Annotated in this window: 9 protein-coding genes; 2 read left to right on the top strand and 7 right to left on the bottom strand. The window is 73.6% G+C overall.

Translation table 11 applies throughout. The features are described from left to right. Nucleotides 1-16: 16 nt before the first annotated feature. From P3T27_RS13560 to P3T27_RS13585, 6 genes are all read right to left on the bottom strand, one after another. Entirely contained in the window at nucleotides 17-1,306 is a 1,290-nt protein-coding gene (locus P3T27_RS13560) for a 6-phospho-beta-glucosidase (RefSeq protein WP_280677904.1), read from the bottom strand. Next, nucleotides 1,306-2,214 (bottom strand): carbohydrate ABC transporter permease, encoded by a 909-nt coding sequence (locus P3T27_RS13565; protein WP_280677906.1) that lies wholly within the window; start codon nucleotides 2,212-2,214, stop codon nucleotides 1,306-1,308. The genes P3T27_RS13560 and P3T27_RS13565 overlap by 1 nt, the downstream gene beginning before the upstream one ends. 55 nt (nucleotides 2,215-2,269) lie before the next feature. Continuing rightward, complete coding sequence (locus tag P3T27_RS13570) at nucleotides 2,270-3,268, bottom strand: sugar ABC transporter permease (protein WP_280677908.1); 999 nt, start codon at nucleotides 3,266-3,268, stop codon at nucleotides 2,270-2,272. 23 nt (nucleotides 3,269-3,291) lie between these two features. Then, the gene (locus P3T27_RS13575; RefSeq protein ID WP_280677910.1) at nucleotides 3,292-4,647 is read right to left on the bottom strand and encodes an ABC transporter substrate-binding protein; all 1,356 of its coding nucleotides are present in this window, start codon (nucleotides 4,645-4,647) and stop codon (nucleotides 3,292-3,294) included. 135 nt (nucleotides 4,648-4,782) lie between these two features. Beyond that, complete coding sequence (locus P3T27_RS13580) at nucleotides 4,783-5,973, bottom strand: ROK family transcriptional regulator (RefSeq protein ID WP_280677911.1); 1,191 nt, start codon at nucleotides 5,971-5,973, stop codon at nucleotides 4,783-4,785. Between the two features lie 256 nt (nucleotides 5,974-6,229). After that, complete coding sequence (locus P3T27_RS13585) at nucleotides 6,230-7,399, bottom strand: mechanosensitive ion channel family protein (RefSeq protein WP_280677913.1); 1,170 nt, start codon at nucleotides 7,397-7,399, stop codon at nucleotides 6,230-6,232. A gap of 436 nt (nucleotides 7,400-7,835) precedes the next feature. Between P3T27_RS13585 and P3T27_RS13590 the strand changes: the two genes are divergently transcribed. Then, a complete protein-coding gene (locus tag P3T27_RS13590) occupies nucleotides 7,836-8,480 on the top strand; it encodes an HNH endonuclease (RefSeq protein WP_280677915.1) in 645 nt (214 codons plus the stop codon). A 128-nt stretch (nucleotides 8,481-8,608) separates the two neighbouring features. Here P3T27_RS13590 and P3T27_RS13595 read toward each other — a convergent pair whose 3' ends face one another. After that, nucleotides 8,609-12,613 carry a beta-N-acetylglucosaminidase domain-containing protein gene (locus P3T27_RS13595; RefSeq protein WP_280677917.1) on the bottom strand — a complete coding sequence of 1,335 codons (4,005 nt, stop codon included), beginning with the start codon at nucleotides 12,611-12,613 and terminating at the stop codon, nucleotides 8,609-8,611. Between the two features lie 353 nt (nucleotides 12,614-12,966). Here P3T27_RS13595 and malQ point away from each other — a divergent pair, with 353 nt between their 5' ends. Beyond that, on the top strand, nucleotides 12,967-14,988 hold the full coding sequence (gene malQ, locus P3T27_RS13600) for a 4-alpha-glucanotransferase (RefSeq protein WP_280678309.1): 2,022 nt from the start codon (nucleotides 12,967-12,969) through the stop codon (nucleotides 14,986-14,988). Nucleotides 14,989-15,001 lie beyond the last annotated feature (13 nt).

Raw genomic sequence — 15,001 nt, forward strand, 5'->3', positions numbered from 1 at the left:
GGCGGCTCGGTGGGCGTCAGGCCCAGGCGAGGTGCTCGCGGTTGTGGGCGAGCAGCCGATCGGTGAGCTGGTCGGCGAGATCGATCTGGCCGACCAGCGGGTGGGCGAGCAGGGCGTCGAAGACCCGGTCGCGGCCGCCGTGCAGGGCGGCGTCGAGCGCGAGGTGCTCGTACGAGGTGACGGCGGCGATGAGGCCGGCGTACAGCGGCTCGACGGCCCGCTGCGGGAGCGGCCGGACGCCGTCGGCGTCGACCTCGGCCGGGACCTCGATGACGGCGTCGTCGGGCAGGAACGGCAGCACGCCGTCGTTCCGCGCGTTGACGACCTGCACGGAGGTCGCGCCGCCGGTGCCGAGCAGCGCGGCGATCAGCTGGACCGCGGCCTCGGAGTAGAACGCGCCGCCGCGCTTGCCGAGGAGTTCCGGCTTGGTGTCGAGCGTCGGGTCGGCGTACATCTCCAGCAGCTGCCGCTCGATCTCGGAGACCTGGGCGGCCCGCGAGCCCTGCACCCTGAGCTCCTCGACGACCGCGTCGTGCTGGTAGAAGTAGCGCAGGTAGTAGGACGGCACGACGCCGAGGCGCTCGATGACGGGCTGCGGCAGGTGCAGGTCCTCGGCGATCTCCTTGCCGAAGGAGGACAGCAGCTCCGGCAGCACCTCCCGGCCGGTGGCGGCCCCGGGCGCGTCGAGCAGGGTGACGCCGCGCTCCCAGGTGAGGTGGTTGAGGCCGACGTGGTCGAGGCGGATCAGCTCCGGGTCGACGCCGAGGTGGGTCGCGAACTTGCGCTGGAAGCCGATGGCGACGTTGCACAGGCCGACGGCCTTGTGGCCGGCGTTCTGCAGGGCGCGGGTGACGATGCCGACGGGGTTGGTGAAGTCGACGATCCAGGCGTCGGGGTTGGTGCGCCGGACCTTCTCGGCGATGTCGAGGACGACCGGGACGGTGCGCAGCGCCTTGGCGAGGCCGCCGGCGCCGGTGGTCTCCTGGCCGACGCAGCCGCACTCCAGCGGCCAGGTCTCGTCCTGGTTGCGGGCGGCCTGGCCGCCGACGCGCAGCTGGAGCAGGACGGCGTCGGCGTCGGCGACGCCCGCCGCCAGGTCCGTGGTCGTGGTGACGACCGCGCCGTGCCCCTGTTTGGCGAAGATCCGCCGGGCGAGTCCGCCGATCAGTTCCAGGCGTTCGGCGGCCGGGTCGATGAGCACCAGCTCGCCGATCGGCAGGGTGTCGCGGAGCCGGGCGAAGCCGTCGATCAGCTCCGGGGTGTACGTCGAACCGCCGCCGACGATTGCCAACTTGAGTGCGGACATCAGCCCTTGACCCCTGTCAGTGTCACGCCTTCGATGAAGGCCTTCTGTGCGAAGAAGAAGAGGATGATCACCGGCGCCATCACGAGGAGGGTGGCGGCCATGGTGAGGTTCCAGTTGGTGTGGTGGGCGCCCTTGAACGACTCCAGGCCGTACGAGAGGGTCCACGCGTCGTGGTTGTTGCTGGCGTAGATCTGCGGGCCGAAGTAGTCGTTCCAGCAGTAGAAGAACTGGAACAGCGCGACGGCGGCGATGGCCGGCTTGGCCATCGGCAGGACGACCTTGAGCAGGGTGCGCAGGTCGCCGCAGCCGTCGATCCGGGCGGCCTCGATGTACTCCTTGGGGATGGTCAGCAGGAACTGGCGCAGCAGGAAGATCGAGAACGCGTCGCCGAAGGCCATCGGGATGATCAGCGGCCAGAGCGAGCCGCCGAGACCGAGCTGCTTCGCCCAGAACAGGTACATCGGGATGACGGTGACCTGCGGCGGGAGCATCATCATGGCGATGACGGCCATCAGCGCGAGGTTGCGGCCCCGGAAGCGGAACTTGGCGAGCGCGTAGGCGACCGGCAGGCTGGAGACGATGGTCAGCACGGTGCCGAGGCCGGCGTAGAGCAGGGTGTTGCGCCACCAGGTCAGGAAGCCGGGGGTGTCCCAGACCTTGCCGTAGTTGCCCCACTCCCAGGAGGTGGGCCAGTAGTCGGTGGTGAGCGCCTGCTGGTCCGTCATCACCGAGGTGAGGAAGGCGAACACGAACGGCAGCAGGAAGAAGAGCGCGGCGGCGATCGCCAGGGAGTGCACGGCCACCCAGTTGAGCAGCGCGCGGCGACGGGCGACCCGGGCGGCGGCGCCGCCGGTGCCGGAGGCGCCGGCCGGGGACGGCGCCTTGGTGAGCGTGGAGCTGAGCGTCATGATGGGGTCCTCACTGGTCCGCTGGGGCCGTTAGGGCGTGTCTGTCAGACACGCCCTAGTCGTCGCTCGCCATGAAGCCGGACTTGCGGCGGAGCAGGATCGAGGTGACGGCCATCGAGATGACGAACAGCACCAGGGCGACGACGCAGGCCGCGCCGTAGTTGAAGCGTTGGAAGCCGAGGTTGTAGACCATCTGCGGCAGGGTCCAGGTGGAGCCCTGCGGGTAGCCCGGTTCGAACTGCTGGCCGGAGTTGCCCGCGATGCCGCCGGCGACCTTCCCGGCGACGATCGCCTGGGTGTAGTACTGCATGGTCTGGATGACCCCGGTGACCACCGAGAACATGATGATCGGCGAGATGTTCGGCAGCGTGACGTACCGGAAGCGCTGGAAGGGCCCGGCGCCGTCCAGTTCGGCCGCCTCGTACTGCTCCTTGGGGACGTCGAGCAGCGAGGCCATGAAGATGACCATCAGGTCGCCGATGCCCCACATGGCGAGCAGGGTGAGCGCGGGCTTGGACCAGGTCGGGTCCGAGAACCAGCCGGGCTGCGGCAGCCCCAGTTCGCCGAGCAGGTGGTTGACCGGTCCGGTGCCGGGGTTGAGCAGGAAGGCGAAGGCGACGGTGGCGGCCACCGGCGGTGCCAGGTACGGCAGGTAGAACACGGTGCGGAAGAAGCCCACGCCGGTCTTGACCTTGGTGATGAGCAGTCCGATGCCGAGTCCGAACACCACCCGCAGGCTCACCATGATGACGACCAGCCACAGGGTGTTGCGCAGGCCCTGCCAGAACGCCGGGAGGTCGTTGAAGACGTAGTCCCAGTTCTTGAGGCCGCTGAAGGTGGGGGCGCCGAAGCCGTTGTACTTGGTCAGGGAGAAGTAGATGGTCGAGATCAGCGGGTACAGGAAGAAGACGCTGAAGCCGATCAGCCAGGGGGAGAGGAAGGCGAGGGTGCGGGCCGCCTCCCGGCGGCGCTTCCGGCGCAGCAGGTGCTGCGTGGAGGGCGCCGCCGGGGCGGGCGATCCGGTGCCCTTGCGGGTGCCGAACGCGAGTGACATGGGAGCTCCGTGGACCTTGGCCGCTACTTGGCCTGGGCGATGGCGGCGTCGATCTCCTTGGCGGTGGCCGCCAGGCCGGCCGCGAGGTCGCCCTGCTTGCCGGACTCGTAGTCGTAGCCGAGGTTCTGCAGCGAGACGATGTAGCCGCCGCCGTTGACGCTCGCCGGGGTGGTGCCCGACTGCGGGTGCTTGGCGATGTCCAGGAAGGTCTTGAAGTTCGGGTCGCTGACCAGCTTCGGTGAGTTGAGCGCGTCGAAGGTGCTCGGCACGTTGTGGATCGCGTTGGCGAAGTTGACGACCGCGTCGGTGTCGGTGGTCAGGTACTTGACCAGCTCCCAGGCGGCGGCCTGCTTCTTGCTGCCGCTGGCGATGCCGATGATGGTGCCGGTCTGGTAGCCGCGGCCCCAGGAGTCGGCCTGGTCGTCCGGGACGGGGAACGGCGCGGTGGCCCAGTCGAAGTCGGGCTTGTTCTCGGCGAGCGAGGTGGTGCGCCACTCGCCGTCGATGGCCATCGCGACCTGGCCGGTGTGGAAGGGGTTCTTGGCGCTGAACTCCTCGCCGAAGGTGGAGCGGTACTTGTCCAGCTTGGCGTAGCCGCCGAGCTTGTCGACCATGCTCTTCTGCCAGGTGAGCATCTGGGCGACCTTGGGGTCGGTCGCGATGGCCGACTTGCCGTCGGCGTTGAAGTAGGTGGGCCCGTACTGGCCGAGGAAGTGCTCGGTGGTGGACTCGTAGCCGTGGTACAGCGGCATGAAGCCCAGCTGCTTGTAGCTGTCGCCGTCGTTGACGGTCAGCTTGACGGCGTCGGCGGCGAACTCGCTGAAGGTCTTCGGCGGGGCGGTGATGCCCGCGTCGGCGAAGGCCTTCTTGTTGTAGTAGAGGCCGTAGGCGTCGCCGAGCAGCGGCAGCGAGCACTGGTTGCCCTGGAACTGCGTGTAGCTGAGCATCGCGGACGGGAAGGTCCGGGCCGTGTCGATGCCGCTCTTGTCCAGGAAGGGCTTGAGGTCGGCGAAGGACTTGGTCGAACAGAACATGCCGACGTTGTTGGTGGTGAAGGAGGACACCACGTCCGGTGCGTCGTCGCCGCCGGCCCGCAGCGCCTGGTTGACCTTGTCGTCCGCGATGTTGGCGACGGCCTTGACGTGGATGTTCGGGTGGGCCTTCTCGAAGGCGGCGATGTTGTCGTTGATCGCCTTCACCTCGTTGTCCTGGCTCCAGCCGTGCCAGAAGGTGATGGTGACGTCCTTGCCGCTGGCCGAGTCGTCGTTGCCGCCGGCGTCGTTGCTGCCGGTGCAGGCGGTGGCGAGCAGGGCCAGGACGGCGCTGCCGGTGATGGCGGCGATCGTGCGGCGGCCTCTGCGGGAGGTGGTGGAGTGCACTTCGAGGTCCTCCTGGGGGTGCGCGGACAGGCGTCATTGCCTCGGGGCCCGCGTTCGGGGGTGGGGAGAGGTGGGTGCAGGGTGCGTGCGGGGTGGCGGGGGAGCGGTGGCGGCGGGTGGTGTCAGGGGGGCGCGTCAGTGCGTGGAGAAGACCGCCTCGCGGGCGTCCGCCAGGGCGCGTTGCAGGGCGCCGAGCAGGACGGGCGAGCCGGACAGGGCGCTGCTGCGGACTTCCGGTCTGGCCATGGAGAGCCGGGCCAGCTCGTCCTCGACGAGCGCGCGCAGGCGTTCGCCGCCCGCGCTGGGCACCGCGCCGGAGAGGACCACCAGTTGGGGGTCGACGACGGCGACGATCGCGGCCAGTCCGACGGCGAGCCGGGCCGCCAGCTCGGCGAGGAACGCGTCGCCGGCGCCCGGGGTCTCCAGGGCCTTGGCGATCGACTCCTCGGCGGTGGGCGCGCCGAGCCCGTGTTCGCGGGCCAGGGTCCGGACGGCGGGTGTGCCGACCAGGTCCTGGAACCCGCCGAAGTTGCGGCGGCGCACGTCCCGCACGACCGGTGAACCGGGCACCGGCATGTAGCCGACCTCCCCGGCGCCGCCGGTGAAACCGCGGTGCAGCCGGCCGGCGATGACGATCGCGGCGCCGGTGCCCGTACCGGCCCAGAGGAGGACGAAGTCCTCGCAGCCCCGGGCCGCGCCGGAGGACTGCTCGGCGACGGCGGCGAGGTTCACGTCGTTCTCGATCGACACGGACGCGCCGATCGCCTCGGACAGCTCCTCGACCAGCCGCGGCGAGTGCCAGCCGGGCAGGTGGGAGGCGTAGCGCAGCTTGCCGGTGACCGGGTCGGGGGCGCCGCCGACGCCGATCACGGCGGCGTGCAGGTCGCCCTCGGCGAGTCCGGCGGCGCGGACGGTCCCGGCGACGACGGCGGCGACCTTGGCGACGGTCTCGGCGGCCGGGACGCCCTTGGTCGGCACGGTGTGCTCGGCCAGCGTGGCGCCGGTGATGTCGGCGACGGCGACCCGGATCTCACTGTTGGTGACGTCCAGCCCCGCGACGTGGGCGGCGGCCGGATTCACCTGGTAGAGCTGCGCGTTGGGGCCGGGGCCGCCCGCGGTGGTGCCGACCGGCAGGACCAGTCCGGCCGCCTCCAGGCGGCCCAGCAGCTGGGAGGCGGTGGGCTTGGAGAGTCCGGTCAGGGTGCCGATCTGGGTGCGGGAGAGCGGGCCGTTCTCCAGCAGCAGTTCGAGGGCGGCGCGGTCGTTGATGGCGCGCAGCAGGCTGGGGGTACCGGCGAGAGGGGCCTTGGCGGTGTTCTTGGTCACGCGCGAATCCTCCTCTTTCGGCTGGTGGGGGGCGACGAGGGGCGCCGTCGAGCCCGGGGACCCGAACTGTTAGGAAAGTTTCCAGTCGCTTGGGAAGGACCGTACGGGCCCCGTCAGCGGAGTGTCAATGGTCCGCAGCTCGGTGGATGCCGAAGCGTTACCGGGCAGCACGAAGCCCCGCCCCCAAGGCGGTTGGGGGCGGGGCTTTCGTCCGTTTCGGTCCTGCCCTGCGGCGTTCTCGGCCCGGGCGCGTCCGCTACGGCGTCTCCGACTTGGGCAGCGGGATCGGCTCGGTCGCCCGGTACCGCGGCGAGGCGGGGTCCGACAGCGCGGACGGCGGGGCCGGCTCGGTCGCCGGGGCGATCACCACCCCGGTGGCCGGGGCCGCCGGCGCCGCGGCGGCCACCGCCGGGGCCTCCTCCTTGACCTTGATCCCGGCCAGGTCGAAGGCCGCCTTCAGGCGCTGGCGCAGCGCCCGGGACACCGTCGGCGACTTGCCCGGCGCGGTCCGCGCCTCGATCCGCACCATCACCGAGTCCGCCGCGACCGACTCCACGCCCAGGATCGACACCGGCGCCCAGACCAGCTCGTCGTACGGCGCCTCCTTGGACAGCGCCTCGGCCGTCGCCCGGATCAGGTCCTCGACCCGCAGCAGGTCCTCCTTGTAGCCGACCTGGACGTCCACCGAGGCGGTCGACCAGCCCTGGCTCATGTTGGCGATCCGCTTCACCTCGCCGTTGCGGATGTACCAGATCTCGCCGTTGGCCCCGCGCAGCTTGGTCACCCGCAGCCCGACCTCCAGCACCGTGCCGGTGGCCACCCCGGTGTCGATCTCGTCGCCGACGCCGTACTGGTCCTCCATGATCATGAAGACCCCGGAGAGGAAGTCCGTCACCAGGTTGCGGGCGCCGAAACCGATCGCCACACCGGCCACACCGGCGCTCGCCAGCAGCGGCGCCAGGTTCACGCCCAGCGCGGAGAGCACCATCAGCGCGGCCGTGCCCAGAATGGAGAACGACGCCACGCTGCGCAGCACCGAGCCGATCGCCTCCGAGCGCTGCTGGCGCCGCTCCGGGTTCACCACCCCGGTGTTGGCGAGCAGACCGCCCAGCCGGCTCTCCTCGTGGTGGTCGTGCGTGCGCGCCATCCGCGTTATCAGCTGGGTGATCAGCTTGCGCACCACGGCGCGCAGCACCAGCGCCAGCAGCACGATGAAGACGATCCGCACCCCGCCGGCCAGCCAGCCCTGCCAGTGCGTGTCGAACCAGCTGGCGGCCTGCCTGGTGGTGTCGCTGACCTCCTGCGCGCTGGTCGGGATTCTCAGGTCCAACTGCGGCAGCTGCGGTGCGGTCGGGCTGGGCGCCGGCGTCGGAGTGGAGAGCGTCGAGGACGCGTCGGCGATACCGGTGGCACCGGAGCGGAACACGTGCGGGACCTTCCTGCAGGGGGCAAGGCGGGCCCGCGCCGCGGCACGCCGCCCGCGGACCGTCCGCCATAGCCTATCCGGCACCGAACACCCGACCGGACGCGCCGAAGGGCGTACGGGACCGCTCGGACGCCCCGTCAACGCACCGGTGCGCTCCCCGGACACCGGGCGCGGCCGCTGCTCCGACCGGCCGAGCGGTCCCCCGGGAGGGCCACCGGACGGCACCCCGACGGCGCCCGGGTGCAACCCGACGGTCCCCAGGGCATACCGGCTATGACGGAAGCCACACCGGAAGTTCAGGTCAGGTCCGTTACACAGGAGTGGTGGCGCCGTACAAAGGCGTAAGGCGACACTGGGGGAGATCGCGCACCAGTTGTGCGATCCAACCGCTCGTCCCGGCGCGAGCCACGCGCCGCAGGCGTCCAAGGAGGCATCCGTGCCACATGTCCTGGTCCTCAACGCGTCCTACGAGCCACTCGGCGTCGTATCGATGCGCCGCGCACTCATCCTGGTCCTCAACCACAAGGCGGTCAGCCTGGAGGACTCGGGAGTCACTCTGCACAGCGCCACCAGCGCCCTTCCGGCGCCGTCCGTCGTCCGCCTGACCCGCTTCGTGCGGGTCCCGTTCTGCGGGCCAGTCCCGCTCACCCGCCGGGCGCTGTTCGCCCGCGACCACGGCCGCTGCGTCTACTGCGGGGCCGCCGCCACCAGCGTCGACCACGTCATCCCGCGGAGCCGGGGCGGCCAGCACCGGTGGGACAACGTGGTGGCGGCCTGCCGCCGCTGCAACCACACCAAGGCCGACCGCCACCTCACCGAACTCGGCTGGCGCATGAAGCGCCCGCCGGCTCCGCCCAGCGGCCTCGCCTGGCGGATCATCGGCACCGGCATCAAGGACCCCCGCTGGCGCCCCTACCTGGAGCCCTACGGCGGCGGCGACCAGCTGCGCGCCCCGCAGTGGGGCGAGTACGAGCACCACGACCGTATCGAGCAGGGCCATCCCGTCCCGCTCGGTCGGGCGCACTCCGCCCACTCCGCCCCGGTCCGCCGCGGTGAGCAGCCCGAACCGCTCTCCGCCTGACCCCGCTCCACAAGGGCCAGCCCGTCACATCGTCGGTACGCCTCATGGGCCGCCGCGCCCCCCACCGGGGAGCACGGCGGCCCGCCGCGTTGTCCGGGCGCTCCCGCGCCTCCGCGGACGGCCGGCGGCTACTGCTTCGGCGCGGACCCGCCCGTCGGCGCGGTCGCCGGGGGCGTGGCCGGGGCGGTCGGCTGGACCGGGGCCGTGGACGGCGGGGTGACCGGGGTGACCGGGGTGGCCGGGGTGCCGCCCGACTGCGCCGGGGGTACGGTCGGCGGCTGGGCCGGCGGGGTGACGGCGTACAGCTCGACGCCCCACAGCGAGTAGCCGTACTTGGTGGCCCGGGTCACGCCCTGCACCCGGAGGAACCGGGCGCCGGCCGCGTCGAAGCGCACGGTCTCGTCGCCGCCCTTGCCGTTGTCCACCGTCGCCGCGTCGGTCCAGGTGGTCCCGTCCGCCGAGACCTGGAGCTTGTACGAGGCGGCGTACGCGGCCTGCCAGTGCAGCACCGCCGCGCCCAGGTGGGCGGCCTGCGGCAGTTCCAGCTGCACCCAGGCGTCGTCCTTGGCGGGGGAGGACCAGCGGGTCTTCGGGTCGCCGTCGGCGACCGCCGAGGCGGGGAAGTTGGCCGTCTCGTCGCCCGAGGAGGTCGCCTTGGCGCCGAGCGCCAGGTCCGGCCCGCCGGTCGGCGGCACCACGTGCACCTGGAGCACCTGCTTCACCGTGGTGGTGCCGGCCACGAACTGCACCGGCACCTGGTACGTCCCGGACGGCGTCCCGGGGGCGGCGCTGACCAGCAGCGGCACGCCCACCCGGCCGCCGCGCGGCACGGTCACCCCGCTCGCCGGGGCCACGGTCAGGCCCTTGGCGGCGGCCGGCACCTCGGTGCGCAGCTCGCCGCTGGTCCCCTCGGGGCGCCCGGCCTCGACGGTGGCCCGGGTCTGGGCGGGCGCGGCCGCACCGGTCACCACGTCCAGGGCCGGGTCGGACAGGCTGAGCCGGGCCGCCGGGACGTCCGAGTACCAGGGGATCACCTGGTTGACCACCGGCGGGTCGCCGCCCGGCTTCCAGGCCAGCCGGAACGCGTCGGCGACCTGCCCGCCGGCCGGCAGCTCGTTGTAGCCGGGCTGCACGGTGCCGATGTCCGTCCAGCCGCCGTCCGGCCGGCGCACCGAGACGGTGGCGGTGGCGTGCACGCTCGGGTCGGTGAGCACGGTGAGCCGGTCGAGCGGACGGGCGGTGCCCAGCTCGACGGTGAGCGGCTCGTCCTGCGCGGTCGGCGGCTTGGCGGCCCGGTACGCGGTGTCCGGGTTGCCGTCCAGCACCGAGGCCACCGAGGAGCCGGGCAGCGCGTCGGGGCCGCCGGTGACGCTGGCCGGGGCGTCGTCGGGCGCGGTGACGCTGAACTCGCGCACCGCGACGGCGGTCTTCTGGGCGGCGGTGGCCCGCAGCCGGACGGCCCGCACCACCGTGCCGGCCGGCAGGCGGGCGCTGACCGTCTTCTGGTTCCTGACCGTGGTGAGCGGCTGCCAGCCGCCCTCGCCGGTGGTGTACTCCAGCACGCCGTCGCGGATGTAGTCGTCGACCGCGTTCTCGCCGTCCGGCCCGCCGCCCCAGGAGCCCATCAGCACGGTGACGGAGCCGACCGGACGTCCGCCGCCGAGGTCCACGCCGACCGCGTCGCCGGGCTGCGGGGGAGCGGAGCTCCAGTAGAAGGTGTCGGCCACGCCGTCGGTCATCAGCGCGGGCAGGTGGTCCTGCGCGGTGCCCATGGTGGTGGTCGGGGTGACCCCGCCGCCGACCACGCCGGCCCAGTTGTCGGCGGCCCGGACGGCGCGCTCCAGGAACGGTCCGAGCACGCCCGCGCCGATCGTGGCGGGGCTCTGGACGAGCTGCTCGCGCAGCCGGTTGAGCTGCACCCGGGCCTTCCAGGCGGCCGCGCCGTCGCCGCCGTGCTGGGCCAGCAGCATGTCCAGCGCGGCCTGCCCGGCCTGCCCGTAGTCGCGCAGCGGGGCGAGCCAGGGGGCGGCCTCGGCGGCGAGCTGGGCGGTGGCCTGGGTGCCGGTGAGGGTCTGCTGGGCGGTGGCCATCGCGGCGAAGGCCTCGCGCAGCGGCGCGGCCGCCTCTATCAGCTTGGCGAGGTCCGGCGCGGTGCCCGAGGTGGGTTCGGCGTTGGCCCAGAACCGGTCGAGCAGCGGCGTCAGGTAGCCGGACTCCTGCGCGGACAGCGGCGAGGAGGAGCTGTTGCCGGCCAGCGCGGTGACCGCGGACAGGGCACTGCCGACGGGCGTGCTGCCGGCACCGGTCGGGCCGGCGAGCGAGCGCACCGCGGCCTGCCAGGAGTCCTCCGGCTTGTAGCCGGTCGGGTTCCAGGCGAAGTCGCCGGCCGTGGCGAGGGCGATCCGGGAGGCCACCGGCTGCTGCATGGCGCCGGTGAGCATCACCGCCGAGCGGGTGGCCAGTTCCGGCTCGCGCCCGGTGTAGGCGCCGAGGAAGAGCCGGTCCGGGCTGGCGTCGTTGACCGGGTAGTTGTCCATGGTGACCAGCGGATGCCCGTACAGGGCACCGGTGTCGGCGGCCTGGGCGCCGGTGATCTTCTCCGGGATCACCCCGACCCCGCTCCAGGCCACCTGCACCCCGTCCGGCAGCGCCGCGGCCAGCGCCTTGCGGTACGGCGTGGCGCCCTGCTGGTGGTACTCGGTGGGCACGACGGACAGCGGGGCCAGGCCCGGGTTCTTCGCGATCAGCCGGTCCTGCACCTTCCTGACCAGCTCGGCCTGCGCCTTGGCGGCCGCGGCGGGCCCGGTGCCGTACTCGTCGCGGTCGTCACCGCAGTGCCACTCGTCGTAGCTGACGTCCAGGAACTGCAGCTGGAAGGCCGTGAAGCCGAGCTTGCGCAGCCCGTCCAGCTTGGCCACCAGGGCGTCCACGTCCTTGCCGGAGCTGAAGCAGAGCGACTGGCCCGGGTCGATCGCGTAGCCGAGGGTGACGTGGTTCTGCCGGGCGCGGCCGCCCAGCTCGCGCAGCTCGTCGGTCCGGGCGGCCGGGTAGGCGTCGCGCCAGCGGGAGAGCCGGAACGGGTCGTCGCCGGGGGCGTAGAGGTAGAAGTTCTGCTTGGAGCGGCCGAGGAAGTCGACCTGGTCGAGCCGCTGCTGCGCGGTCCACGGGGTGCCGTAGAACGCCTCCGCGGTGCCGCGCACCGGCGCGCCGCTCGGCCAGTCCCGCAGCGTGATCCCGGGCAGGCCGAGCCCGGCGGCGCCCGGTGCCTGCCCCTGCCCGGCCGGTACGGCGGCGAGCAGCTGGCGCAGGCTCTGCGCGGCGTAGAAGGTGCCCGCCGCGTCCGCGCCCGCCAGCACCACCACGCCGTACGTCCCGCCGCCCTGGGCGGGCAGCTGGCCGGCCGACAGCACGTACCCGCCGGCCGGCAGGCCCGCGGTCGAGGGCGCGGCGCCGTTCTTGCCGCCGGCCGCGGCGGACAGCTCGCTCAGCGCCCGGTCCACCGCGCCGTCGGCGCCCTCGGCCGGCCCGCCGACGTACACCACCAGCGATCCGGCGGCCGGCGTCCCGGCGTCGGGCCGCGGCGTCACGTCCGTCGCCCCGGCGACGCCCAGCACCTCGTGGACGGCGTCGACCGCGCCGCGGTCGACCTTCGGCGCGGGCACCAGCGTCACCGCGGCCGGCACCGCGACCGGCTTCCCGGCCACCGTCTGCTCCTGCGGCCGGGGGAACACCTGCGGGTTCGTCACGCTCCCCAGCGGCGTCTGCGGCGCGCTGCTCACCACGTCCGGCCCCGTCGCCGCGTACGCCGCCGCGGACGGCACCGGCCCGGCCAGCAGCCCGCCGACCACCGCCGCCGCCACGACACCCGCCGCGATCTGCAGGGTCCGCCGCCCCGGCAGCCCAGCCGCCCGCCCGGCCCGTTCCGCCCGCACCGACGCCAACAGCGGTTCCGTCCCCTTGAGGTCGGCGATCAGCCGGTCCGCCGTCTTCGGCGCCAGCTGACGGCACGTCCGCGCCGTGGCCCGCCGCGCCGCCAGCGCCGTCGGGTGGTACAACACCTCCCGCAGCGCCGCACTCTGCTCCAGCTGCTGCCGCAGCCGCCGCCCGGCCACAACGGACACTCGGGCTTGCACAGGGGCCTCCTCGCCAGGCCTGGACCACATCGCCGCCACCCCACCAGCTACCCAAACCCGGTGTCAACGTCACCGACTGCTATGCCCGCTTTACCCCGATTGGCGAATTCGGTGAAGCCGCCGTGAGAGCGCCCGGCACCCGACCGATCCATCCGCGCGCTCGTGTCGCGCAGCGTCGTCGGGCCGTCACACGGGTAGGACTGTGGTCGTCCTGACCAGGCGTTGCCGAGACATCGCAGGAGCCGCGAGTGGCCGCTTATCTCGACCGTGACGGAGCCGACGGGCTGAGGGTACCGGCGCAGGACGCGCCACCACCGCCGGCGGAGCTGGTGGCGCTGGCGCAGGCGTACGGGGTGGACACCCGGAATCCGGGTCCGGGGGGTCCGGCCGTGGGGGCCCGGACGCTGGTCGCGGTGCTGGGGGCACTGGGGGTGGCGGCGGGGACGCCGGAGGAGGCGCGGGAGGCGCTGGAGCGTCACCGGGCCGAGCAGCAGGCCCGGTTGCTGCCGCCGTGCGTGGTGGTGCGGGCCGGGCGGCGGACGGCGCTGGACGTGCCGGCCGACGCGCGGCTGCACGTGGCGCTGGAGGACGGCGGGGTGTGGGAGCTGCCGCGCGGGCACTCGCACTGGCTGCCGGCCGACCTGCCGCTCGGCCGACACGTCCTCAGGGCCGAGACGGGCGAGGGCAAGAGCGAGGCGGCGCTGATCGTCGCCCCCGAGAAGCTGCCCGCGCTCCCCGGCCGCGGCTGGGGGTTCCTCGCCCAGCTGTACTCCGTCCTGTCCGACCGCTCCTGGGGCATGGGCGACCTCGGCGACCTCGCCGAACTGGCGCAGTGGGCGGGCGCCGGCCTCGGCGCGGGCTTCGTCCAGATCAACCCGCTGCACCAGGCGCTGCCCACCGCCCCCGCCGACCCGTCCCCCTACCGCCCCTCCTCCCGCCGCTTCGCCGACCCGGTGCACCTGCGGGTCGAGGCGGTGCCCGAGTACGCCTACCTGACGGGCGACCAGCGGGCCGAGGCGGAGGAACTGGGCCGCCGGGCCGCCCGGCTGCGCGACGAGGTGCTGGCGCACGACGGCCTGATCGACCGGGACGCCGTCTGGGCGCTCAAGCGCGAGGCGCTGGAACTGCTGCACGAGGTGCCGCGCGGGGCCGGCCGCCAGGCCGCGTACGAGGCGTACCAGCGCCGGGAGGGCGACTGGCTGCGCCGGCACGCGCTGTGGAACGCGCTCGCCGAGGTGCACGGCGCCGACTGGCACGGCTGGCCGAAGGGGCTGCGTCACCCGGACGGCCCACAGGTCGGCCAGGCCGCGCGGGACCTCGCCGACCGGGTCGAGTTCCACCGCTGGCTCGCCTGGCAGGTCGACCAGCAGCTCGGCGACGCCCAGCGCGCGGCCCGCCGGGCCGGCATGCCGGTGGGCCTGATCCACGACCTGGCCGTCGGCGTCCACCCGGACGGTGCCGACGCCTGGGCGCTCCAGGACGTCCTGGCCGGCGGCATCTCGGTCGGCGCCCCGCCGGACGCCTTCAACGCCCACGGCCAGGACTGGGGCCTGCCGCCCTGGCGCCCGGACGCGCTGGCCGCAGCCGGCTACGCCCCGTACGCGGAGCTGCTGCGCTCGGCGGCCCGGCACGCGGGGGCGATCCGGATCGACCACGTGATGGGCCTGTTCCGGCTCTGGTGGGTGCCGGACGGCCACCCGCCGACCGAGGGCGCGTACGTCCGCTACGACGCGGAGGCGATGCTCGGCGTGCTGGCCCTGGAGGCGCACCGGGCCGGGACGGCGGTGATCGGCGAGGACCTGGGCACGGTGGAGCCGGGCGTCCGGGAGGAGCTGGCGGCGCGCGGCATCCTGGGGACGTCGGTGCTCTGGTTCGAGCGGGACTGGCAGGCGGGGGGCGAGATCCTCGCCCCGGACCGCTGGCGCCCGGGCTGCCTGGCTACCCTCACCACCCACGACCTGCCGAGCACCGCGGCCCGGCTCTCCGGCGAGCACGTCGAGCTGCGGCACCGGCTCGGGCTGCTGGCCCGTCCGCTGGGCGAGGAGCAGGAGGAGGCGGCGGCCGAGCTGGCGGACTGGCGGGCCGAGCTGACCCGGCGGGGGCTGCTCACACCGGGCGAGCCGCTGTCGATGCCGGTGCTGTACCGCTTCCTGCGCTCGACCCCGGCGGAGCTGGTCGGGGTCTGGCTGCCGGACCTGGTCGGCGACCCGCGTCCGCAGAACCTGCCCGGCACCTGGGACCAGTACCCGAACTGGCGCCTGCCGGTCGCCGACCACGCCGGCGACCCGGTCACCCTCGACCGCCTGGCCGCCACCCCGGCCGCCCGCCTGCTCGCCCACCTGCTGGCCCCGCCCGGGCCCCACCCGTCGGTCTGAACCCGTCCGGTTG

It is taken from the genome of Kitasatospora sp. MAA19 (genome assembly GCF_029894125.1).
GTDB lineage: Bacteria > Actinomycetota > Actinomycetes > Streptomycetales > Streptomycetaceae > Kitasatospora.

Coding starts and splice junctions, on each gene's coding strand:
- P3T27_RS13565 (WP_280677906.1), bottom strand. CDS start 2,214: ATGACGCTCAGCTCCACGCTCACCAAGGCGCCGTCCCCGGCCGGCGCC.
- P3T27_RS13560 (WP_280677904.1), bottom strand. CDS start 1,306: ATGTCCGCACTCAAGTTGGCAATCGTCGGCGGCGGTTCGACGTACACC.
- P3T27_RS13570 (WP_280677908.1), bottom strand. CDS start 3,268: ATGTCACTCGCGTTCGGCACCCGCAAGGGCACCGGATCGCCCGCCCCG.